The following is a 21,759-nucleotide window of genomic DNA, read 5'->3' on the forward strand; positions in this document are numbered from 1 at the left end:
GCGATACTGGCCCGATGACCGATGTGGCGGGTGTGGTGTTGGCCGGTGGAGCGTCGCGACGGATGGGCTCGGACAAGGCCGGTCTGGACTGGGAGGGGCAGCCGATGCTCGCCCGGATCGTCGCCGAGGTGGGCACCCGGTGCTCGCCGGTGTCGGTCGTCGCCGCGGCGTCGTCGCCGGCCTACCGGACGCTGAAGGGCACCGGCGGCCCCGAGGCGCACTGGGTCACCGATGAACAGGCCGGGGCCGGACCGCTCGGCGCACTTGCCGCCGGACTCGCCGACGCCGCGGCCGCCGGCGCTGAGATCGCCTTCGTGTGCGCGACGGACATGCCGCTCATCGGGGCGGCGATCGTCGACGAGCTGCTGCTGGGCCTGCGCGAGGGCGACGACGCGGCCATCGCCGTCGACTCCCAACGGGTGCACCCGTTCGCCGGCGTCTACCGGACGGCGTGCGCCGGGCGCATCCGCGACCTGGCGGCCACCGGTGAACGCCGCATGCTCGCCGCGCTCGACGCCATCGCCGCCAACCGCATCGCGGTGAGCGATGTCGCCTGGCTCACCAACGTGAACGCACCCGAGGATCTGCACCGGCTGCGCCACGCCGTGAGCGGTGTCGCCGCCGACACGGCAGGCGTGAGCATCCCCTAGAAGGGGCGTCACTAGAATCAAGGGGTGACCGAACTCCCAGACGCGCCCACCCCCGCCGAGAGGCTGCCCAAGTCCTGGGAACCCGCCGCCCACGAGTCCTCCATCTATCAGCGATGGATCGACGACGGCCTCTTCACGGCCGACCCGGCGAGCGGCAAGCCGACCTTCTCGATCGTCATCCCCCCGCCGAACGTCAACGGGTCCCTGCACATGGGCCACGCCTTCGAACACGTGCTGATGGATGCCCTCACCCGGCGCCGTCGGATGCAGGGTTTCGAGGTGCTGTGGCTGCCCGGTATGGACCACGCCGCCATCGCCATGCAGGCCATGGTCGAGAAGAGACTCGCCGCCGAGGGCACCACGCGTTCCGACCTCGGGCGTGAGGCGTTCATCGACCGCGTGTGGCAGGCCAAGGCCGAGATCAGCGGCGACATCGGAGCGCAGATGCGCCGTCTGGGCGACGGCGTCGACTGGTCGCGTGAGCGTTTCACGATGGACGAGGGCCTGTCGCGCGCAGTGCACACGGTGTTCAAGCGGATGTTCGACGACGGATTGATCTACCGCGCCGAGCGACTGGTCAACTGGTCGCCGGTGCTGCAGACCGCCATCAGCGACATCGAGGTGTCCTACGACGACGTCGAGGGCGAGCTCGTGAGCTTCCGCTACGGCTCCATGGACGACTCCGAACCCCACCTGGTGGTGGCGACGACGCGACTGGAGACCATGCTCGGCGACACCGCGATCGCGGTGCACCCCGACGACGAGCGTTACGCACACCTCGTCGGCACCGAGCTGCCGCACCCGTTCCTCGATCGCTCGATCCCGGTGGTCGCCGACGACTACGTCGACCCCGAGTTCGGCACCGGCGCGGTGAAGATCACCCCGGCCCACGACCCCAACGACTTCGCGCTCGGCCAGCGACACGGGCTGCCCATGCCGACGATCATGGACACCTCGGGCCACATCGCCGACACCGGAACACGTTTCGACGGTCTCGACCGGTTCGATGCGCGCGTCGCCGTGCGTGAGGCGTTGGCCGCCGAAGGCAGGATCGTCAAGGAGGTCCGCCCCTACCTGCACAGCGTCGGGCACTCCGAGCGCAGCGGTGAACCCATCGAGCCGCGACTGAGCATGCAGTGGTGGGTGCGGGTGAAGAGCCTGGCCACGGCGGCCGGCGACGCCGTGCGCAGCGGCGCAACGCAGATCCATCCGGCATCGATGGAGCCGCGCTGGTTCGGCTGGGTCGACGACATGCACGACTGGTGCATCTCTCGGCAACTGTGGTGGGGCCACCGGATCCCGATCTTCTACGGGCCCGACGGCGAGGTCGTGTGCACCGCGCCCGGCGAGGACCCGCCCACGGGCTACGTGCAGGACCCCGACGTGCTCGACACGTGGTTCTCCTCGGGTCTCTGGCCGTTCTCGACGCTGGGCTGGCCGGACGACACCGCCGACCTGCGCGCGTTCTACCCGACCAGCGTGCTGGTCACCGGCTACGACATCCTGTTCTTCTGGGTCGCCCGCATGATGATGTTCGGCACCTATGTCGGAGCGACGCTCGATCAGGACGCGCCGGTCCCGTTCCGACATCTGTTCCTGCACGGTCTCGTTCGCGACGAGCACGGCAAGAAGATGTCGAAGTCGAAGGGCAACGGCATCGACCCGCTCGACTGGGTCGACCGGTTCGGGGCCGATGCGATGCGCTTCACGCTGGCCCGCGGGGCGACGCCCGGTGGTGACCTGTCGGTCGGTGAACGGCATGCCGAGGCGTCGCGCAACTTCACCACCAAGCTGTTCAACGCCACCCGCTTCGCCCTGATGAACGGCGCGACCCTGGGGACGCTGCCCGACCGCGCGGCCCTCACCGACGCCGACCGTTGGATCCTCGACCGGCTCGACGAGGTGCTCGCCGACGCCGACTCGGGGTTCGAGTCCTACGAGTTCGCGCGAGCGTGCGAATCGCTGTATCACTTCGCGCGCGACGAGTTCTGCGACTGGTACGTGGAGCTGTCGAAGGTGCAGGTCTACGCCGACGCCGACGGGCGGGTCGACGATGACCGTGTGCGATCGACCGGCCTGGTGCTCGGCACCGTGCTCGACGCGATCCTGAAGATGCTGCATCCGGTGATGCCGTTCGTGACAGAGACCCTGTGGACCACCCTCACCGGCGAGTCGACGGTGGTGACCGCGCCGTGGCCCACCGCCGTCGGCGCGGTGCGCGACGCCGATGCCGCCGGCCACATCGCCGATCTGCAGCACCTGATCACCGAGATCCGCCGCTTCCGCGGCGATCAGGGCATCCCCGACAACAAGCGTGTCCCGACCCGCCTCGACGGCATCGACGCGGCGGGCATCGGACACCTACGGCCCTACGCCGACTCGCTGGCGAAGCTCACCCCGCCGGGACCGGAGTTCACCGCCACCGCGACGCTCGAGGTGCGGTTGTCGACGATGACGGTCACCGTGGACCTCGACACCTCCGAGGCGATCGACGTCGAGGCGGAGAAGCGCCGTCTGGCAAAGGATCTCGCGGCCGCCGAGAAGGAGCTGACGCAGACCGCGGCGAAGCTCTCGAACGAGCAGTTCCTGGCCAAGGCGCCCGACCCGGTGGTGGAGAAGATCCGGCTGCGCCAGCGCATCGCCACCGAAGAGGTCGAGCGGATCGGCGCGAAACTCGCGTCGCTCGGTGGCGCGTGAGCACGATCGACGCCGGCGGTCCGGGCTCGCCGGGGCCCGCCGACGCGGCCCCGACGCCGGAGGACCTCGCCGAGTTCGCCGATGTCGAGACCGAACTCGACGGCCGGTGGCCGGAGACCAAGATCGAGCCCTCGCTCACCCGGATGACCGCGCTGATGGACCTGCTGGGGTCTCCGCAACGTGGCTACGCCTCGATCCACATCGCCGGGACGAACGGCAAGACGTCGGTGACCCGCATGATCGACGCCCTGCTGACCGCCCTGCATCGCCGCACCGGTCGCATCACCAGTCCTCACCTGCAGCTCGCGACCGAGCGGATATCGGTGGACGGACAACCGATCTCGCCGCGCCGCTACGTCGACGCGTTCCGCGAGCTCGAGCCCTTCATCACCATGGTCGACGATTCATCCGAGGCCCAGGGTGGCCCACGGATGAGCAAGTTCGAGGTGCTCACCGCGATGGCCTACGCGGTGTTCGCCGAGGCGCCTGTCGACGTCGCGGTCGTCGAGACCGGTATGGGAGGGACCTGGGACGCCACCAACGTCATCGAACCGTCGGTCGCCGTCATCACCCCCATCGCGATGGATCACGCCGACTACCTCGGCGACACGATCACGGCGATCGCGGGGGAGAAGGCGGGGATCATCAAGCGCGCTGCCGATGACCTCGTGCCCGTCGATCCCGTCACCGTGATCGCCGTGCAGGAACCGGAGGCCGAGAAGGTGCTTCTCGCACGGACGGTGGAGACCGGAACCCTCGTCGCGCGTGAGGGTTCGGAGTTCCGGGTGCTCGAACGCCGTACCGCTGTCGGTGGCCAGCTGCTCGAACTGCAGGGCCTCGGCGGGGTGTACTCCGAGATCTTCCTGCCCGTCCATGGCGGACACCAGGCCTCCAACGCCGCGATCGCACTGGCCGCGGTCGAGGCGTTCTTCGGTGCCGGAGCCGATCGGCAGCTCGACATCGACGCCGTACGAGCCGGTTTCGCATCGGTGACGACGCCCGGACGCCTCGAACGTGTGCGGTCGGCGCCGTCGGTGTTCCTCGATGCCGCGCACAATCCGCACGGGTCGGCAGCCCTGGCCCGCAGCCTCACCGAGGAGTTCGACTTCCGACGGCTCGTCGCCGTGGTCGGCGTGATGGCCGACAAGGACGCGGTGGGGCTGCTCACCGCACTGGAACCGGTCGTCGACTCGATCATCACCACCCACAGCGGCTCCCTGCGATCGATGGAGGCCGAGGTGTTGGCCGATCTGGCGCTGCCGATCTTCGGGGAGGACCGCGTGGCGGTCCATCCGTTCCTGCCCGACGCGGTGGAGGCCGCCATCGCCGCGGCGGAGGACTCCGCCGACGACCTCGATCATGTCTCCGGTGCGGGCGTGGTGATCACCGGTTCGGTGGTGACCGCGGGCGCGGCCCGCACCCTGTTCGGAAAGGACCCCGCGTGAGCGAGCCCCGTTTCACCCCGCCGGTCAACGATCCGTGGCGTGGACTGCGCGGAGTGATGGCGGGAACCCTCGTGCTGGAGGGGATCGTGGTGGTCCTCGCGCTGCCCATCGTGGCGAAGGTCGGTGGGGGACTGACCGTCGCCTCGACGACCTACCTCGTGGTGCTGACGATCGCGATGTTCCTCGGTGCGGGTCTGCAGGGCCGCTCGTGGGCTCTGACCTTCGATCTCGCGCTGCAGGTGTTCCTCATCGCGGGTGTGGTGTTCCACTGGTCGATCTGCGCCGTCGGCATCGTCTTCGGACTGGTGTGGGTCTACATCGCCTACATCAAGCGCGACGTCGAGAAACGTGTGGCGCGGGGGCAACTGCCCGGCCAGGAACCCTTCACCGACGGTGAGCCGGGCGGCGTGTCCGATTCGTGACCTCCGGATCGGTGTCGTCGCCGAGACGTGGGCCCGGGTGACTGACACCATGCCTGTGTAGGGGGTCGTCGCGCGCGGCAGACCGCCATGACACCCGTCTCCGCTGCAGACCATCTCGACGAAAGGCCCACCGCCTCATGCCCCGTCCCCGCCTCCTGTTCCCGGCCGTCACCGCAGGTGTGTTCGCCGGTCTGTGTCTGACGGTGGTCGCGCCCGCCGGTGCCGACACGCCGCAGGCCGCGACACCTCAGGCTCCGGTCGGATCGACACAGGTGGTCGTCGCACCGGGCCCGCCGGTCCCGGTCGCCCCGTCGGAGTTCGGGTACACCGCCACCCACGACCTCACGCTCCGCGCCGCCTCGATCGACCTCGCCGGTTTCGTCGCGTCGATCCCCGTGCCCGCGCAGTACCGCGCGGCGAACCTCGCGCTCGCCGACCGCTTCGAGGCGACCGTCGCCGAGGCACTCACCTCGAGAGGTGGCTGCGTGCAGGTGGTGGTGAACCCCCGCGCGACCGACGGCAACCTGTTCAACTACGGCTTCTTCCCGGTGGCGGGCGAGTTCTGCGACTGAACCACTCGCTACGCTGTCGGACGTGACTGAACGGACACTGGTCCTGATCAAGCCCGACGGCGTAGCCCGGGCAGTGGTCGGCGAGATCATCAGCAGAATCGAACGCAAGGGACTGTCGCTGGTCGCCCTGCAGCTCACCACCGTCAGCGACGAGGTGGCGCGAGGCCACTACGCAGAACACGCGGAGAAACCCTTCTTCCCGTCACTCCTCGAATTCATCACCTCCGGACCGTTGGTGGCCGCGGTGGTCGAGGGTCCCCGCGCCATCGCGGCCTTCCGGCAGCTCGCCGGCGGCACCGATCCGGTGGAGAAGGCCGTACCCGGCACCATCCGCGGAGACTTCGCCCTCGAGACCCAGAACAACCTCGTCCACGGATCGGACTCGCCCGAGTCCGCGCAGCGCGAGATCGCCCTCTGGTTCCCGGGCCTGGCCTGACCTGACCGACCGCCCTCTCGGCCCGCCGCCTGTCGCGCACCGCTGCGACAGCCCCGGCGGGCCGACTCATGTCAGGGGGTCGCTGCGGTGTCTCTCGCGCGGCGCCTCCTCGCGGCGCGTCCGCTGGTCGAGGTGGCCTGCGTTGCGCGATCCGCTGCGGGGTCGTGGCGTGCCGGTGTGGGATACTCGTGGAGTTGTCCTCGACACAGTTCGGTGACGACACGATGACCAGCCGATTCCTCGGTCCCCGCTACAGGCGTTGATCACAACAACGCGACGGCGTCGATCACAACGACGCATCGCGGTGTGGACCGTGCGGACACCGGTGCAGCCATCACCGCCAAGGCGTGACAGCGACACGGCACAACCGATGTCCTGCCACGCGAGACCATAGAGAATTCGGGTCGCCCGCGACCCGATACACAGAGCACACCCTCGCGAGGCCGCGTCACGACGATGCGCCCGGGGGTTAGGAGAGCACGTGGCCGACAATGGCGCTTCCGAGGATCAGAACAACGAATCGACCTCGGCGCAGGAGTTCCCGCACAAGATGAGAGTGCACGCACTGGCCCGGATCCTCGGGATCACCAGCCGCGAGGTGCTCGCCTTCCTCGCCGAGCTGGGCGTCGCGGCCCGGAGCCCGCAGTCCAGCATCGATCGCAGCGCCGCCGTGCAGGTCCGCGACAAGGCGGCGGCACCCGCCGGTGAACCGGTCGCCGAGACCGCAGAGGGCGGCGAGCCGGATGCGGCTCTCGCAACCGAGAACGCTCCCGCAACCGAGGCGCCCGCGCCCGACAAGGCGCCGGCGTCGGCCTTCGAACAGACCCCGTCGCTGTTCTCGGCGGCCGCGACAGCGGAACCGGTGGTCGTCCCCAGCGAGGCTCCCGCGCCCGAGTCCGCACCTGACGCGGCACAGACCCCGTTGTTCCTGCAGCCGCAGGCGCCGGAGCGCACCCCACGCGCACGGCGTTCCGAGCGTCCCGACACCGACGCCGCCCCGGCCGTCACCGACACGACGCCCACCGACACGAGCGGCACCGACACCCCGGCAGCCGGCGACGGCACCACTCCGACCGCAGGCGAGGCCACCGACGGTGACCGGACCGCGTCCGACGATCGCCCCGACACCGACGGTGACGGTGGCGCGAACCGCCGCCGGCGTCGCGGACGCCGAGGCCGTGGCCGCGGTCGTGGCGACCAGGGTGGCGACGAGCAGAGCAGCGACGAGCACAACAGCGATGACACGGGCGATGACAGGCGCGGCGGCGACCAGGGTGACGGCTCGGCGAACGAGGCCGACGCCACGACCTCCGGTCGCCCGGACGTTGACGACGGTGCGACCGTCGGCGACTCGAACGACGACGACACGAGTGACACCGCGGACGACGCAGGCGATCAGTCCGACGACTCCGACACCACGGGATCCCGTGGGTCGGGACGATCGCGTAACTCCCGTCGGTCGGGAGGCAAGAACTCGGCCGGCGACGGCTCGACCGCGACCGAGAACGACGCAGACGGTTCCGCGTCGACCACCGACGACGACTCCGACAGCGACACCGACGGCGACGACTCCGACGACGAGTCGGGTTCGGGCACCCGTCGCCGTCGCCGACGCCGCCGTCGCAAGGGCGGCGCCGACGGATCCGACGGGTCCGGCGGCTCGAACGGGGCCGACGGTTCGACGAACGACGACCCGCCGAACACGGTGGTCCACGAGCGGGAGCCGCGCAACAAGTCGCGCAGTCGCGACCGCGACGAGGTACAGGGCATCTCCGGTTCGACACGACTCGAGGCGAAGCGCCAGCGTCGTCGCGACGGCCGCGACGCCGGTCGGCGCCGCCCGCCGATCCTCACCGAGAGTGAGTTCCTGGCCCGGCGTGAGGCCGTCGACCGGGTGATGGTGGTGCGGGAACGTTCGGCCAACACCCGCCTCAACGACGACACCGGCGAGACCACCGTCACCGAGGACTACACGCAGGTCGCCGTCCTCGAGGACGGTGTGCTCGTCGAACACTTCGTGACCACCTCGACCTCGTCGTCGATGGTCGGCAACATCTTCCTGGGCCGCGTCCAGAACGTGCTCCCCGGCATGGAGGCCGCATTCGTCGACATCGGTCGCGGTCGCAACGGCGTGCTGTACGCGGGCGAGGTCAACTGGGATGCTGCCGGTCTCGACGGTGGCAGCCGCAAGATCGAGCAGGCCCTCAAGCCGGGTGACCCGGTGGTCGTGCAGGTCAGCAAAGACCCCGTGGGACACAAGGGTGCCCGTCTGACCACACAGATCTCCCTGGCCGGTCGCTACCTCGTGTACGTGCCCGGTGGTTCGTCGACCGGGATCAGCCGCAAGCTGCCCGACACCGAACGCAAGCGCCTGAAGTCGATCCTGTCGAAGCTCATCCCGTCGGATGCCGGTGTCATCATCCGCACCGCGTCCGAGGGCGTCAGTGCCGAGGAACTCGCCGCCGACATCGATCGCCTCAAGAGTCAGTGGGCGCAGATCGAGAAGGTCACCGCCGAGGCCGGTGGGGGCAAGGGCGGCAAGAACGGCTCGAAGGGCTCGGCACCGCAGGCGCTGTACTCCGAGCCCGATCTGCTCGTGAAGGTCGTCCGCGACCTGTTCAACGAGGACTTCACCAAGCTCATCGTCGACGGCAACTCGGCCTGGGATCAGGTCCACGGGTACGTCGAGGCGGTCGCACCCGACCTCATGGAGCGACTCGAACGCTTCGAGAAGGCGCACGCCGACGCGCCGGACGCCTTCGTGGTGCACCGCATCGACGAACAGCTCGCCAAGGCGCTCGAGCGCAAGGTGTGGCTGCCCTCGGGCGGCACTCTGATCATCGAGCACACCGAGGCCATGACCGTCGTCGACGTCAACACCGGCAAGTTCACCGGGTCGGGTGGCAACCTCGAGGAGACCGTCACCCGCAACAACCTCGAGGCCGCCGAGGAGATCGTCCGCCAGATGCGTCTGCGCGACATCGGCGGCATGATCATCGTCGACTTCATCGACATGGTGCTGGAGTCGAACCGCGACCTCGTGTTGCGTCGACTGACCGAGGCCCTCTCCCGTGATCGGACCCGGCACCAGGTGTCGGAGGTCACGTCGCTGGGGCTGGTCCAGATGACCCGCAAGCGGCTGGGAACCGGTCTGCTCGAGGCGTTCTCGTCGACGTGCACCTGTTGCAACGGGCGGGGCATCGTGGTGCACGCCGATCCGGTGGAGGTGCAGTCGGGTGACGACGCACCCCGGCAGGAGGGCTCGAAGCGGTCCCGACGGGGCGGCAAACGCAAGTCCGAACCGTCGACGGAATCGAAGCCCGCGCACAGTCCCGCCGAACACCCGATGTTCCGGGCCATGGCCTCCCACGGAGACGAGCCGGCCGACGACGCGAACCCCGACACCACGGATGCGCAGGCCGCACCCGAGGTCGAGGCGGTCGTCGAGACCGCGACCGATCCCGAGGTCGCCGTCGTCGAGGTGACCGGCCCTGCGGAAGCCGACGGCTCCCCGGAGGTCGCCGACGACGTCGCCGCCGCATCCGAGACCGTCACACCTGAGACCGCCGTGTCCGAGACCGCCGCATCTGAGACCACACCGCCGGCCGACGGCGCACCGGAGACCGCGGCGCCCAAGCGCCGACGTCGGGCCGCCCGTCGACCCGCGGCCGCGCCGACCGGAGGCGGCGAGCCCGTCGCCGGGACCGCCCAGACCCTGGCCGCGACGGTCGCGGTGACCACCCCGGTCACGACGATCACCGCCGCCACCTCGGAGGAACCGACCGTCGCGGTGCGCACGCGCCCGCGGCGCCGGGCCGCGGGTCGACCTGCGGGACCCCCGGTCGACGAGTGACCATAGGTGGGTGTGTCGCGGTTTGACCCGGCCGTCGGCGCTCCCGTAACCTTGGACGGTCGCCTCAGGGCGAGCATGGTGGCGCTGTGTCCGAAACCAGCGTGAAGCCCCTGCACGGAGAACGTTCCGCGACAGACGGCGACCGAGCTCACCGAAGGCATGTCGGATCCCACGCGGTGCGACCGTGACACCCGCACGACAGACAGACGCCAACAGCGCGCGCGAAACCGCGCCGCGCCCGGACAACAGACAGTAAGAGGTAGTGCTTCGATGGCAACGTACGCGATCGTCAAGACCGGCGGTAAGCAGTACAAGGTCGCTGAAGGCGACCTCGTGAAGGTCGAGAAGATCGACGGCGCCGTGGGCGCGACGGTCTCGCTTCCGGTCACCCTCGTGGTGGACGGTTCGACGCTGACCACCGACGCCGCCGCCCTCGCCAAGGCCTCGGTGACCGGTGAGGTCGTCGAGCACGTCAAGGGCCCCAAGATCCGGATCCACAAGTTCAAGAACAAGACCGGCTACCACAAGCGCCAAGGGCACCGTCAGAAGCTGACGGTCCTCAAGGTCACCGGTATCAAGTAACCCGACGCGACCTCCAGAAGGGATCCACAGACATGGCACACAAGAAGGGCGCGTCCAGCTCGCGCAACGGTCGTGACTCCAACGCCCAGCGCCTCGGCGTGAAGCGTTTCGGCGGCCAGCAGGTCAGCGCAGGCGAGATCCTCGTCCGCCAGCGCGGCACCCACTTCCACCCCGGCGTGAACGTCGGCCGTGGCGGCGACGACACCCTGTTCGCCCTGTCGGCGGGTGCGGTGGAGTTCGGCGCCAAGCGTGGTCGCAAGACCATCAACATCGTGCCGGCCGCCGCGCAGGCCTGACGCGCGGGTTTCGACCGGACAACGCTTCACGCTCCACGAGGGGCGGGCCAGGGTGATCGTGAACCCGGCCCGCCCCTCGTGGCGTCTGCACCGCTGTTCTCCACCTCCGCCGCACCGGCGGAGGGAAATGTTCCAGTACCGAGAAAGGCCGGCACATGTCGAGATTCGTCGATCGCGTGACCATCCACGCAACGGCGGGCAACGGCGGTCACGGCTGCTCGTCGGTGCACCGCGAGAAGTTCAAGCCCCTCGGTGGTCCCGACGGCGGTAACGGTGGCAACGGCGGCAACGTGACCCTTGTCGTCGATCCGCAGGTGCACACGCTCCTCGACTTCCACTTCCGGCCGCACGCCCGCGCGGGCAACGGTCGTCCCGGCGCCGGATCGAACCGCGACGGCGCCCACGGTGACGACCTCGTGCTGCCCGTCCCCGACGGCACCGTGGTCCTCGATCGCGACGGGACGATCCTCGCCGATCTCGTCGGCGCCGGGACCACCTTCGCCGCCGCCGCCGGTGGGCGCGGGGGACTGGGCAACGCCGCTCTCGCCTCCCGTGCGCGCCGCGCGCCCGGCTTCGCCCTCCTGGGCGAGGAGGGCGAGGTCAACGAACTCGTCCTGGAGCTGAAGTCCGTCGCCGACGTCGGCCTCGTCGGTTTCCCGTCGGCGGGTAAGTCGTCGTTGGTGTCGGTGCTCTCGGCCGCGAAGCCGAAGATCGCCGACTACCCGTTCACCACCCTCGCCCCCAACCTCGGTGTCGTCACCGCGGGCGCGGAGGTGTTCACCATCGCCGACGTCCCCGGCCTCATCCCCGGCGCCTCGGCGGGCAAGGGCCTCGGACTCGAATTCCTCCGCCACCTCGAACGGTGTGCCGTGCTGGCGCACGTGGTGGACTGCGCGACCCTGGAACCGGGCCGGGACCCGCTGTCGGACATCGACGCCCTCGAGGCCGAACTCGCCGCGTACACCCCTGCGCTGAGCTCCGATCACGGGCTCACCGATCTCGCGACCCGCCCCCGGGCGGTGATCCTGAACAAGATCGACGTCCCCGACGCCGCAGACCTGGCCGACCTCGTTCGTCCCGAGCTCGAGGAACGCGGCTGGCCCGTGTACGCGATCTCCGCGGTGAGCCGTACCGGACTCAACGAGTTGACCTATGCGCTCGCCGATCTGGTGCGCCGCCACCGCACCGAGAACCCGCCGCCGGTGCCGCGCCGTGCGGTCGTGCGCCCGAAGGCCGTCGACGAGACGGGCTTCAGCGTGAGCGCCGACCCGAACCAACCCGGTGGGTTCATCGTGCGCGGCACCCGCCCCGAACGCTGGATCAAGCAGACCGCCTTCGACAACGACGAGGCCGTCGGCTACCTCGCGGACCGGCTGAACCGTCTCGGTGTCGAGGCCGAGCTCGTGAAGCAGGGTGCGCAGCCGGGGGCCCCGGTCACCATCGGGGCCGTGACCTTCGACTGGGAGCCGCAGGTGCCCAGTGGTTCCGACGTCCCGATCCAGGGACGCGGCACCGATGTCCGTCTCGACCGGCCCGATCGCATCGGCGCCGCCGACCGCAAGGTGGCACGCAAGGCCCGGCGTCATCATGCCGACGACATCGGCGCGGGCTGGGTGTCGATCGGTTCCGACGACACCGTCGACCCGACACCCGTCGACCGCACCCACGACGAGACCGATCCGACCCGTACCGACAACTGAGGGAGTCCGGTGACCACCGGTGAGCGTTCGGCCGTTCGCGCCGAGATCGCCTCTGCGCGAAGCATCGTGGTGAAGATCGGCTCGTCGGCTCTCACCGACATCGCCGACGGTCTCGACCTCGACCGCCTCGACCGTCTGGCCGACGCCCTCGAGGCGCGGATGGCCGCGGGTACCGACGTCATCGTCGTGTCGTCGGGCGCCATCGGCGCCGGTATCGCGCCGCTGGGTCTCAAGCGCCGACCGACCGACCTCGCCACCAAACAGGCCGCGGCCAGCGTCGGGCAACTCGCGCTCGCCCATGCCTGGGGCACGTCGTTCGCCCGGCACGGACGTACGGTCGGTCAGGTCCTGCTGACCGCACACGACATCTCGATGCGTGCCCAACACGCGAACGCCCAACGGACACTCGATCGCCTCCGGGCACTCGGTGCCGTGGCCGTCGTCAACGAGAACGACACCGTCGCGACCGACGAGATCCGCTTCGGCGACAACGATCGCCTGGCCGCGCTCGTCGCCCATCTCGCGGGTGCGGATGCGCTGTTCCTCCTCTCCGACGTCGACGGCCTCTACGACGGGGACCCCCGCAAGGGGGACGCCCGGTTGATCCCCGAGGTCGCCGGCCCCGCCGACCTCGACGGGGTGATCGCGGGCTCGGGTGGGGCCCTGGGCACAGGCGGGATGGCGTCGAAGCTGTCGGCGGCACGGCTGGCGGCCGACGCCGGTGTGCCGGTGCTGCTCGCCGCGGCGGCCGACGCCGGGGCGGCCCTGGGTGACGCCGCCGTCGGGACCGCGTTCGCCGCGCGGGCCAGCCGTATGTCGGCGCGACGGTTCTGGGTACGCCATGCCGCAGAGACCCGTGGACGGATCGTCGTCGACGATGGTGCGGCGGTGGCCATCTCGCGTCGTAAGTCGCTGTTGCCGGCCGGTGTTGTCGGTGCGCACGGACGGTTCTCCGCGGGCGATGTCGTCGATGTCGTCGACGGCGAGGGCGCGATCCGAGCGCGTGGTGTGATCGCCTACGACGTCGACGAGGTGGGGGAGATGGTGGGGAAGTCGACCGGTGACCTGCCGCCGGGGCTACGGCGTCCGGTGGTGCACGCCGACGACCTCGTCGGTGTGTGAGTCGACGTCCGCGTAAGGGTCTGACACGACGCCCCCACCGACCCGTTCGACGAGTGCGGTGAGGACCTCGGCGCAGCGGTGGTCGATGGTGAGGTCGGCGAGGCTGTCGCCGCGGGTGCGTCCACGGTTGACGATCGCGACCGACTTGCCCTGTCGCTTGGCGTGTTTGACGAAGCGCAGCCCCGACATCACTGTCAACGACGATCCGAGGACGAGAAGCGTGTCGGCGGCGTCGACCATCGCGTACGCGCGCCTCACGACATCGGCGGGAACGCTCTCCCCGAAGTAGACGATGGCCGGTTTCAGCGGACCGCCGCACGCGGGGCAGTCGATCATCACGAAGTCGTCGGTGTCGCCGACGGCGACGTCGGCATCGGGGGCGACCTCGATCGCCCCGCGGCTGCGGATGCGTGCGGTGAAGTCGGCGTTGAGGGGTTCGAGCATGCCCGCCAGTCGGTGTCGCGAGATCTGCCACCCGCAGTCGATGCAGCAGACACGGCCGTAGCACCCGTGCAGTTCGAGCACGGGATGGTTGCCCGCCTTGGTGTGCAGCATGTCGACGTTCTGCGTGATCACCCCGGACACGAGTCCCAGCCGCTGCAGGTCGGTGATGGCGAGATGCCCGCGGTTGGGCGTCGCGGCGTCCATGTGGCGCCACCCGAGATGGTTGCGCGCCCAGTAGTGCGTGCGGAAGTCCCGCGAGGCCAGGAAGGCGTCGATGGTCATGGGCGTACGCGGAGCGGCATCGGGGCTGCGGTAGTCGGGGATGCCCGAGTCGGTGGACATGCCCGCCCCGGACAGGATCACGGTGGTGCGGTCGGCGACGAGTCCGGACAGCCGCGTGACCGCGCCATCGAGATCGAGGTCGATCTCGGTGGGTTCTCCTGGTGTCCAGGCGACCTGGCTCCGCGTCCGCATCGCCGTCCACGGTACCGACCGTGGCCAGGTCGATGGGATCAGTAGGTGCTGTCGGGGGAGATGGTGGAGAGGAGTTCGTCACCGGCCCGGAAGCGCCGGAGGTTCTCGGCGATCCACGGGGCCAGTGTGCGGGTGAGTCCCGACGACGGGTTCGCCACGTGCGGGGTGACGATGATGCGCGGCTCGTCGAACAGGGGATCGTCGCGCGGCGGCGGCTCGGGGTCGGTGACATCGAGTGCCGCACCGGCGATCTCGCCCTCGCGTACGGCACGGAGCAGCGCCGCCTGGTCGATGAGGCTGCCGCGGGCGACGTTGACGATCCAGGCGTGGTCGGGGAGTGCGGCGAGGACCGACGCGTCGATCAGGTGTCGCGTCTGCGCCGTCGCGGGCGCGGCGAGCACGACGTGGTCGCAGCGCGGCCACACCTCGTCGACGCGATCGGCGGGCAGGGTCTCGCTGGCTCCCTCGACGTGACGACCGGAGCGGTTGACCGCGATGACGTTGGCCCCGCACGCGCTCAGTCGGGGGATCAGCGACCGGGCGATACCGCCCGCGCCGATGATGGCCACGGTGGAACCGTGCAGCGAGCGGATGGTGGTGTCGACGCGCTGCTTGTCCCATCGCGACGTCACGGCCGCGGGGATCTGCCGGAGTCCGGCGAGCAGCAGCGCGAGGGCGTGTTCGGCGACGTTCTCGGCGTAGAAGCCCGAGGCATTGGTCCAGATCCGACGATCGTCGATGAGTCCGGCGGCCATGAACTCCTCGACACCGGCGAGTTTGAGTGCGACCCACCGCACCGCGTCCGGGATCGCGGTGGGGAAGTCGTCGACGCCGCCCGCCCACACCAGCACGTGCGCGTCCTCCAAAGCGACGAGCACCCCGCCCGCGGATTCGATCGCCGCGGTGAGGTGCTCGTCGTGGTCGGGCAGCAGGGCGACCGGTGTGGTGTCGCCGGTCGGTGCCATGGCGGGTCTCAGTCCTCGACGGTGACGAGGGGGTACACGCCGTTCTCGTCGTGGGTCTCGTTGCCCACCACCGGGGGGTTGAAGACGCAGTACATGCGCAGTTCGGTCTTCGCGGTGACGGTGTGACGCTCGTGGCCGTTGAGCAGGTACATGGTGTCGGGACCAAGCGGGTACTCCTGGCCGGTCTCACGGTCGAGCAGCGTGCCCTCCCCGGAGATGAGCCACACGGCCTCGACGTGGTTCGCGTAGTGGAACTCGTTGACGGTGCCGGCCTTGATCACGGTCTCGTGCAACGAGAACCCGACCTTGTCGCCACCGAGGATGATCCGCTTGGAACGCCAGTTGCCGTTCTCGGCGACGATGTCGCGGTCGGTGTCGGTGATCTCGGTGGTGGTGCGGACGATCATGGACGCGCTCCTTCGGCGTAGAGGTTCCGGCCCGGTCGGGCCGGGGAGGTACGTGGACTCGGGCGGTCAGACGACCTTCGCGGTCGCCCGCGCGAGGATGTCGAGTCCCTGTTCGAGTTCGTCATCGGAGATCGTCAGCGGCGGAAGCAGTTTGACGACCTGATCCGACGGACCGGCGGTCTCGGTCAGCAGATGCTCGTCGAACGCGAGCGAGCACACCTTGCCGGCGTTCTCGGCGACGTCGAATACGAGTCCCTGCGCCATACCGCGACCACGGGTGCTCACACCGTCGTACTTCTCGGACAGCTCGGTGAACGCCTCGTGGATGCGGTTGCCCTTCGCGATGGTGGCCTTCTCGAAGGTGTCGTCGGACCAGAAGTGGTCGATCGCGGCCTTCGCGGTCACGAACGACGGGTTGTTGCCGCGGAAGGTGCCGTTGTGCTCGGCGGGGCTCCAGATGTCGAGGTCGCGCTTGAACAGGGTCAGCGCCATCGGCAGGCCGTAACCGCCGATCGACTTCGACAGCGTGACGATATCGGGTGTGATGCCGGCGATCTCGAACGAGAAGAACGGACCGGTACGGCCGCAACCCATCTGGACGTCGTCGACGATGAGCAGGATCTCGTGTCGCTTGCACAGGTCGGCGAGGCCTCGCAGCCACTCGGCGCGGGCGACGTTGACGCCGCCCTCACCCTGGACGGTCTCGACGATGACGCCGGCGGGCTTGTTGAATCCGCTGCCGGAGTCGCCGAGGACCTGCTCGAACCAGCGGAAGTCCTTCATGTCGCCGTCGAAGTAGTCGTCGTACGGCATGGGGGTGGTGTGCACCAGCGGCACACCGGCCCCGGCGCGCTTGAACGCGTTGCCGGTCACCGACAGGGCGCCCAGCGTCATGCCGTGGAAGGCGTTGGTGAAGTTGATGATGGCCTCGCGACCGGTCACCTTACGGGCCAGTTTGAGTGCGGCCTCGACGGTGTTGGTGCCGGTCGGGCCGGGGAACATCACCTTGTAGTCGAGGTTGCGCGGCATGAGGATCGTGTCCTGGAAGGTCTGCAGGAACTCGCCTTTGGCCACAGTCGACATGTCGAGACCGTGGGTGATCCCGTCGCCCGACATGTACTCGAGCAGGGCCTCTTTGAGAACGGGGTGGTTGTGCCCGTAGTTCAGGGCGCCGGCGCCGGCGAAGAAATCGAGGTACCGCACGCCTTCGCGGTCGGTGAGCCATGAGCCGGACGCCTTCTCGAAGACGGCGGGCCAGCCACGACTGTAGCTGCGGACCTCGGACTCTCGCGTCTCGAATATGTCGGAAGAAAAGGTCATGGTGTTCCTCAGATCAACGATGGTGTGTGAGCACGGCGGCGGGGTGCGTTCCGGGCGACACGGCTGTACCCGGTAGCGCGACGAACGTCATCGTCCGTTCGGCCATGGAGTCGCGCCCGGAGCGCTGGATGCTCATCGGGCACGGTCGCCGCTACGTGCGCGGCGCGATGGTGTAGAGGTCTTCGGGCTCGTGCGAGTCGGGGAAGTCCTCGGGCGCGAAATAGTCGCGCCGGGTGATCGTCATGCCTCGACGCTCGGCGAACGAGGTGAACAGCTTCTGCGACGCCTCGTTGTCGGGGCTGATGGTGGTCTGCATCCGCGTGATGGAGTCGGTCTCCACGCGGTCCATGAGTGCGGTGAGCATGCGACCGGCGAGGCCGAGACCACGCTGGTCGGCATCGACCGCCACCTGCCACACCATCACGGTGTCGGGCGCCTGTGGCCGGACGTATCCGGTCACGAACCCCACCACGGACCCGTCGACCTCGGCCACGATGCTGGTGCGCGCGTAATCCTGGCACCAGAGCACGTAGGCGTAGCTGCTGTTGAGGTCGAGGACCTCGGAGTCGCGAGCGATTTCCCAGAGTCGAACGCCGTCGGAGACATCGGGCTCCCGGAAGGAGACCTCGGGTGTGGTGGTCAGGGTGGCACTCGTCTGTGGAGGGGTCATCGCGTCTTAAAAGTTAACAACGGGTCACACCGATGTCACCCAGAACCGGATATTTGCTGGTGAAAGCGCCTCTAAGGGCCAGTACAGACGCTCTTTGTGATACCCGTCACGAAAGGCCTCCCGGCGCCGGTCTCCGGGGTCGCTGTCGTGTCCGTGTGCCCGCCGGACGCGTCGAACGTACGCCGGGTCCGCGGACACCGCAGGGGATAGGACAATCACCGCCATGAGGATCATCGCGGGGTCGGCCAGGGGGCGTCCGATCGTGGCGCCTCCGGCCGGCACCCGACCCACGTCGGATCGTGTTCGCGAGTCGGTGTTCGCGATGCTCGACGCGCGCATCGATCTCGAGGGGACCCGTGTTCTCGACCTGTACGCGGGCTCCGGCGCTCTCGGGCTGGAGTCCCTGTCGCGGGGCGCGGTGCGCGCGGTCTTCGTGGAGGCCGACGCGACGGCGGCGGCGACCATCGCCTCCAATGCCGCACGATGCGGGTTCTCGGCCGCGGCGGTCGACGTCCGACGACGACGGGTCGAGACGATGGTCGCCGCCACGGCCGACGACCGTTTCGACGTCATATTCTGCGACCCGCCCTACGAGGTCGACGCCGAGGTCGTCGAGGGGCACCTGCAGGCCCTCGCCGACAACGGGTGGTGCGCGCCGGGTGCGCTCGTCGTGGTGGAGCGATCGGCGCGATCGGCGCAGACCACCTGGCCGTCGGCGTTCACCGCGGAGCGGTCCCGGCGCTACGGCGAGACCCGTGTCGACCTGGGCGGTGTGGCCCACCCGGACGAGGATCGATGATCGTTCACCTCGGCAGGGGACTGCTAGCTTGACCGGTATGGCTGGAGCCGTCTGCCCGGGATCCTTCGATCCGCTCACCCGCGGTCATCTGTTCGTCATCGAGCGCTGCGCCCCGCGATTCTCCGAGTTGGTCGTGTTGGTGACGGTGAACCCGTCGAAGTCGGGGCTGTTCGACATCGACGAACGGGTCGCGCTGATCACCGAGTGCACCGCGCATCTGCCGAACGTCCGCGTCGACCGTTGGCAGGGCCTGCTCGTGGACTACCTCCGCGAGAGCGACCTGACGACGGTGGTGAAGGGTCTGCGGGGATCGGTCGACTTCTCCTACGAGATGCCGATGGCCACCATGAACCGTGACCTCGCCGACGTGGAGACCTACTTCATGCTCACCGAGCCGCGATGGGCCCATGTGTCGAGTTCGCTGGTGAAAGAGGTCGCGAAACTCGGCGGCGACGTGGAGGCGTTCGTCCCGCCGCCGGTGTTCGCCGCGTTGGGCGCCAAGCTCGCGTAGTGGTCGCGACGCGCCGACACACCGAGGCTCACCTGCCCGGTATTCGTCGTACCAATGGGCACAATAGTCACAGGAACAACACCAACCACTCGAGGCGGGCACGTCCCGGCCGAGAAACGAGGTAGCTGTGTATCGGGTATTCGAAGCTCTGGACGAACTGGGCGCCATCGTCGAGGAGGCGCGCGGGGTCCCGATGACCGCCGGATGCGTGGTCCCGCGGGGCGATGTGCTCGAACTCCTCGACGACGTCAAGGACTCCATCCCCGCCGAACTCGACGACGCCCAGGACGTGCTCGACCAGCGCGACAAGCTGATCGGCGATGCGCGGGCGCATGCCGACAACGCGGTGTCCGAGGCGACCTCGCAGTCGGATTCGATGGTCGCCCACGCACGCGCCGAGGCCGACCGGATCCTGTCGGAGGCCAAGTCGCAGGCCGACCGGATGGTGGGAGAGGCCTCGGCCCACGCCACCGAACTGGTCACCGACGCCACCGCCGACGCCCAGCGCACCGCGGCCGGCGCCGCCCGCGAGTTCGAGGCCGTGACCGGCCGGGCCCGTGCCGAGGCCGCCCGGATGATCGAGTCGGGTAACGCCAGCTATGAGAAGTCCGTTGCCGACGGCATCGCCGAGCAGCAGCGACTGGTGTCGGAGACCGAGGTCGTCGCGGCCGCCAAGAGCGAGGCCGACCGCATCATCGACGCCGCCCACGCCGAATCGGACCGCCTTCGCGGTGAGTGCGACGTCTACGTCGACAACAAGCTCGCCGACTTCGAGGAAGTGCTCACCTCCACGATGCGCTCGGTCAACCGTGGCCGTCAGCAGCTCCGCACCGGGGCCGGTGTGCACGACTACAGCGAGCATCCCCGCGCCGTCCGCGACGACTACCCGACCGGCGTCGCGGTCTGACGACGTCTCCCACCTCGGGTGAGGTGGGAGATGGTCATCGCCTCGGCGTATCGTCTACTCCCGTGTCCGATCAGCGTCTTCGATCGAGTTCCGCGGTCACCCCGTTCGTCCTCGACATCCGTTCCCTGGGGCGTCGTCCCGGCACGATGACCCAGATCCATCGCACGGTCACCTGTGACCACAGCCTGGGTCTCGACCTCATCGCCATCCCCGCCGACAGCGAGATCGATCTCGACCTCCGACTCGAGTCGGTGAACGAGGGCGTGCTGGTGACCGGGACGGTCAGCGGTGAGACCGCGGGTCAGTGCGCACGCTGTCTCGAGCCGGTGAACGGCACGGTCAACGTGTTCCTCACCGAGCTGTTCGCCTACCCCGACAGCGTGACCGAGCAGACCACCGACGCCGACGACGTGCATCGCATCGTCGACGACCGCGTCGACCTCGAGCAGGCGGTGATCGACGCGGTCGGTCTCGACCTGCCGATGACGCCGCTGTGCCGTGAGGACTGCGGCGGACTGTGCGTGGAGTGCGGCGTGCGCCTCGACACCGCCGACCCCGAGCACGGTCACGAGTTCATCGACCCGAAGTGGGCAGCGCTGCGCGAGAAGTTCGCCGAGCCGGACGCGTCGACGGACCGCGACACGGTCGATGACCCGGCCGGCCCCACCGGGTGAGCACCGTGTCACCGAAGGCATCCGATTCCCCGGACGCCGATTCCTTGCGCGCACAGTCGGTTCCCGCGCTGCCCGATCTCGTCGACGATCCGACCGACCTGCTCGACGCCCTCGGCGTCGGCATCTCGCGTGGACTGCTGACACTCGCGCTCACCCACCGCTCGTACGCCTATGAGAACGGTGGGCTCCCCACCAATGAGCGCCTGGAGTTCCTCGGCGACTCGGTTCTCGGCGTGGTGGTCACCGAGACGCTCTATCTGACCTATCCCGATCGACCCGAGGGTGAGCTGGCGAAGATCCGCGCCAGTGTCGTCAACATGTACGCACTCGCCGACATCGCGCGCGGACTCGGCCCGGGTGGACTCGGGCGCCACATCCTGCTCGGCCGTGGTGAAGAGCTGACCGGAGGCCGAGACAAGGCGAGCATCCTCGCCGACGGCACCGAGTCGATCCTGGGCGCGGTGTACCTCGACCACGGCTTCGAGACCGCCCAGCGCGTCGTCGGCGCCCTCTTCGCGCCCTCACTCGACCGCGCCGCCGTGCTCGGCGCCGGGCTGGACTGGAAGACCTCGCTGCAGGAGCTGACCGCGGAGCGCGGTCTGGGTGTCCCGCAGTACGAGATCACCTCCACCGGGCCCGATCACTCCAAGGAGTTCACCGCGACCGCGGTCGTCGCAGGCGAGGCGATGGGTGTCGGCGCGGGCCGGACGAAGAAGGAGGCCGAGCAGAAGGCGGCCGCCACGGCATGGCAGGTGATCTCGGAGTCGAAGGCCGGCCCCGCCTCGTGATCCCCGCACTCGCCGGTCGGGTGCG

The 21,759-nt window shown here is 69.2% G+C and carries 21 protein-coding genes; 16 read left to right on the forward strand and 5 right to left on the reverse strand.

The features are described 5' to 3' along the window. Positions 1 to 14 precede the first annotated feature (14 nt). From mobA to proB, 11 genes are all read left to right on the forward strand, one after another. Positions 15 to 650, forward strand: a complete 636-nt coding sequence (gene mobA, locus ACLBW1_RS17370; RefSeq protein ID WP_447813075.1) for a molybdenum cofactor guanylyltransferase — start codon at positions 15 to 17, stop codon at positions 648 to 650. Positions 651 to 674: 24 nt separating this feature from the next. Next, complete coding sequence (locus tag ACLBW1_RS17375) at positions 675 to 3,347, forward strand: valine--tRNA ligase (protein ID WP_447813076.1); 2,673 nt, start codon at positions 675 to 677, stop codon at positions 3,345 to 3,347. Between the two features lie 5 nt (positions 3,348 to 3,352). Beyond that, positions 3,353 to 4,792, forward strand: a complete 1,440-nt coding sequence (folC, locus tag ACLBW1_RS17380) for a bifunctional tetrahydrofolate synthase/dihydrofolate synthase (protein WP_447813598.1) — start codon at positions 3,353 to 3,355, stop codon at positions 4,790 to 4,792. Positions 4,793 to 4,848: 56 nt separating this feature from the next. Next, positions 4,849 to 5,214, forward strand: coding sequence for a DUF4233 domain-containing protein (locus tag ACLBW1_RS17385; protein WP_447813599.1), 366 nt, complete (start codon positions 4,849 to 4,851; stop codon positions 5,212 to 5,214). A gap of 137 nt (positions 5,215 to 5,351) precedes the next feature. Further along, entirely contained in the window at positions 5,352 to 5,786 is a 435-nt protein-coding gene (locus tag ACLBW1_RS17390; RefSeq protein WP_447813077.1) for a hypothetical protein, read from the forward strand. A gap of 22 nt (positions 5,787 to 5,808) precedes the next feature. Next, positions 5,809 to 6,222 carry a nucleoside-diphosphate kinase gene (ndk, locus tag ACLBW1_RS17395; protein ID WP_447813078.1) on the forward strand — a complete coding sequence of 138 codons (414 nt, stop codon included), beginning with the start codon at positions 5,809 to 5,811 and terminating at the stop codon, positions 6,220 to 6,222. Between the two features lie 481 nt (positions 6,223 to 6,703). Then, the gene (locus tag ACLBW1_RS17400) at positions 6,704 to 10,075 is read left to right on the forward strand and encodes a translation initiation factor IF-2 N-terminal domain-containing protein (RefSeq protein ID WP_447813079.1); all 3,372 of its coding nucleotides are present in this window, start codon (positions 6,704 to 6,706) and stop codon (positions 10,073 to 10,075) included. A 270-nt stretch (positions 10,076 to 10,345) separates the two neighbouring features. Then, positions 10,346 to 10,657: a 50S ribosomal protein L21 gene (gene rplU / locus ACLBW1_RS17405; RefSeq protein WP_045822393.1), complete on the forward strand. Its 312-nt coding sequence runs from the start codon at positions 10,346 to 10,348 to the stop codon at positions 10,655 to 10,657. A gap of 32 nt (positions 10,658 to 10,689) precedes the next feature. Further along, positions 10,690 to 10,953 carry a 50S ribosomal protein L27 gene (gene rpmA / locus ACLBW1_RS17410; protein ID WP_055789151.1) on the forward strand — a complete coding sequence of 88 codons (264 nt, stop codon included), beginning with the start codon at positions 10,690 to 10,692 and terminating at the stop codon, positions 10,951 to 10,953. 155 nt (positions 10,954 to 11,108) lie between these two features. After that, a complete protein-coding gene (gene obgE, locus ACLBW1_RS17415; RefSeq protein ID WP_447813080.1) occupies positions 11,109 to 12,653 on the forward strand; it encodes a GTPase ObgE in 1,545 nt (514 codons plus the stop codon). Between the two features lie 9 nt (positions 12,654 to 12,662). Beyond that, on the forward strand, positions 12,663 to 13,775 hold the full coding sequence (proB, locus tag ACLBW1_RS17420; RefSeq protein ID WP_447813081.1) for a glutamate 5-kinase: 1,113 nt from the start codon (positions 12,663 to 12,665) through the stop codon (positions 13,773 to 13,775). On the opposite strand, the gene ACLBW1_RS17425 is transcribed toward proB, so the two are convergent. From ACLBW1_RS17425 to ectA, 5 genes are all read right to left on the reverse strand, one after another. Then, complete coding sequence (locus ACLBW1_RS17425; protein WP_447813082.1) at positions 13,731 to 14,693, reverse strand: Sir2 family NAD-dependent protein deacetylase; 963 nt, start codon at positions 14,691 to 14,693, stop codon at positions 13,731 to 13,733. The two genes, proB and ACLBW1_RS17425, sit on opposite strands and share 45 nt — an antisense overlap. A gap of 38 nt (positions 14,694 to 14,731) precedes the next feature. Further along, entirely contained in the window at positions 14,732 to 15,658 is a 927-nt protein-coding gene (locus ACLBW1_RS17430) for a D-isomer specific 2-hydroxyacid dehydrogenase family protein (protein WP_447813083.1), read from the reverse strand. A gap of 8 nt (positions 15,659 to 15,666) precedes the next feature. After that, complete coding sequence (locus ACLBW1_RS17435; RefSeq protein WP_447813084.1) at positions 15,667 to 16,065, reverse strand: ectoine synthase; 399 nt, start codon at positions 16,063 to 16,065, stop codon at positions 15,667 to 15,669. A 66-nt stretch (positions 16,066 to 16,131) separates the two neighbouring features. Continuing rightward, complete coding sequence (gene ectB / locus ACLBW1_RS17440; protein WP_447813085.1) at positions 16,132 to 17,385, reverse strand: diaminobutyrate--2-oxoglutarate transaminase; 1,254 nt, start codon at positions 17,383 to 17,385, stop codon at positions 16,132 to 16,134. Between the two features lie 151 nt (positions 17,386 to 17,536). After that, positions 17,537 to 18,055: a diaminobutyrate acetyltransferase gene (gene ectA, locus ACLBW1_RS17445; RefSeq protein WP_447813086.1), complete on the reverse strand. Its 519-nt coding sequence runs from the start codon at positions 18,053 to 18,055 to the stop codon at positions 17,537 to 17,539. Positions 18,056 to 18,278: 223 nt separating this feature from the next. Here ectA and rsmD point away from each other — a divergent pair, with 223 nt between their 5' ends. The 5 genes from rsmD to rnc all read left to right on the forward strand — a co-directional run bounded on the left by rsmD (position 18,279) and on the right by rnc (position 21,734). Beyond that, on the forward strand, positions 18,279 to 18,854 hold the full coding sequence (rsmD, locus tag ACLBW1_RS17450; protein WP_447813087.1) for a 16S rRNA (guanine(966)-N(2))-methyltransferase RsmD: 576 nt from the start codon (positions 18,279 to 18,281) through the stop codon (positions 18,852 to 18,854). Between the two features lie 37 nt (positions 18,855 to 18,891). Beyond that, a complete protein-coding gene (gene coaD / locus ACLBW1_RS17455; RefSeq protein WP_447813088.1) occupies positions 18,892 to 19,365 on the forward strand; it encodes a pantetheine-phosphate adenylyltransferase in 474 nt (157 codons plus the stop codon). 127 nt (positions 19,366 to 19,492) lie between these two features. Next, entirely contained in the window at positions 19,493 to 20,272 is a 780-nt protein-coding gene (locus ACLBW1_RS17460; protein WP_447813089.1) for a DivIVA domain-containing protein, read from the forward strand. Positions 20,273 to 20,334: 62 nt separating this feature from the next. Next, entirely contained in the window at positions 20,335 to 20,946 is a 612-nt protein-coding gene (locus tag ACLBW1_RS17465; RefSeq protein WP_447813090.1) for a YceD family protein, read from the forward strand. A gap of 44 nt (positions 20,947 to 20,990) precedes the next feature. Then, complete coding sequence (gene rnc, locus ACLBW1_RS17470) at positions 20,991 to 21,734, forward strand: ribonuclease III (RefSeq protein WP_447813600.1); 744 nt, start codon at positions 20,991 to 20,993, stop codon at positions 21,732 to 21,734. Positions 21,735 to 21,759: the final 25 nt, after the last annotated feature.

It is taken from the genome of Williamsia sp. M5A3_1d, assembly GCF_053345315.1.

Excerpts from the sequence above, each read along its gene's own strand:
- mobA (WP_447813075.1), top strand. The coding sequence starts at position 15 with ATGACCGATGTGGCGGGTGTGGTGTTGGCCGGTGGAGCGTCGCGACGG.
- ACLBW1_RS17385 (WP_447813599.1), top strand. The coding sequence starts at position 4,849 with ATGGCGGGAACCCTCGTGCTGGAGGGGATCGTGGTGGTCCTCGCGCTG.
- ACLBW1_RS17390 (WP_447813077.1), top strand. The coding sequence starts at position 5,352 with ATGCCCCGTCCCCGCCTCCTGTTCCCGGCCGTCACCGCAGGTGTGTTC.
- rplU (WP_045822393.1), top strand. The coding sequence starts at position 10,346 with ATGGCAACGTACGCGATCGTCAAGACCGGCGGTAAGCAGTACAAGGTC.
- rpmA (WP_055789151.1), top strand. The coding sequence starts at position 10,690 with ATGGCACACAAGAAGGGCGCGTCCAGCTCGCGCAACGGTCGTGACTCC.
- obgE (WP_447813080.1), top strand. The coding sequence starts at position 11,109 with ATGTCGAGATTCGTCGATCGCGTGACCATCCACGCAACGGCGGGCAAC.
- ACLBW1_RS17425 (WP_447813082.1), bottom strand. The coding sequence starts at position 14,693 with ATGCGGACGCGGAGCCAGGTCGCCTGGACACCAGGAGAACCCACCGAG.
- ACLBW1_RS17430 (WP_447813083.1), bottom strand. The coding sequence starts at position 15,658 with ATGGCACCGACCGGCGACACCACACCGGTCGCCCTGCTGCCCGACCAC.
- ACLBW1_RS17435 (WP_447813084.1), bottom strand. The coding sequence starts at position 16,065 with ATGATCGTCCGCACCACCACCGAGATCACCGACACCGACCGCGACATC.
- ectB (WP_447813085.1), bottom strand. The coding sequence starts at position 17,385 with ATGACCTTTTCTTCCGACATATTCGAGACGCGAGAGTCCGAGGTCCGC.
- ectA (WP_447813086.1), bottom strand. The coding sequence starts at position 18,055 with ATGACCCCTCCACAGACGAGTGCCACCCTGACCACCACACCCGAGGTC.
- rsmD (WP_447813087.1), top strand. The coding sequence starts at position 18,279 with ATGAGGATCATCGCGGGGTCGGCCAGGGGGCGTCCGATCGTGGCGCCT.
- coaD (WP_447813088.1), top strand. The coding sequence starts at position 18,892 with ATGGCTGGAGCCGTCTGCCCGGGATCCTTCGATCCGCTCACCCGCGGT.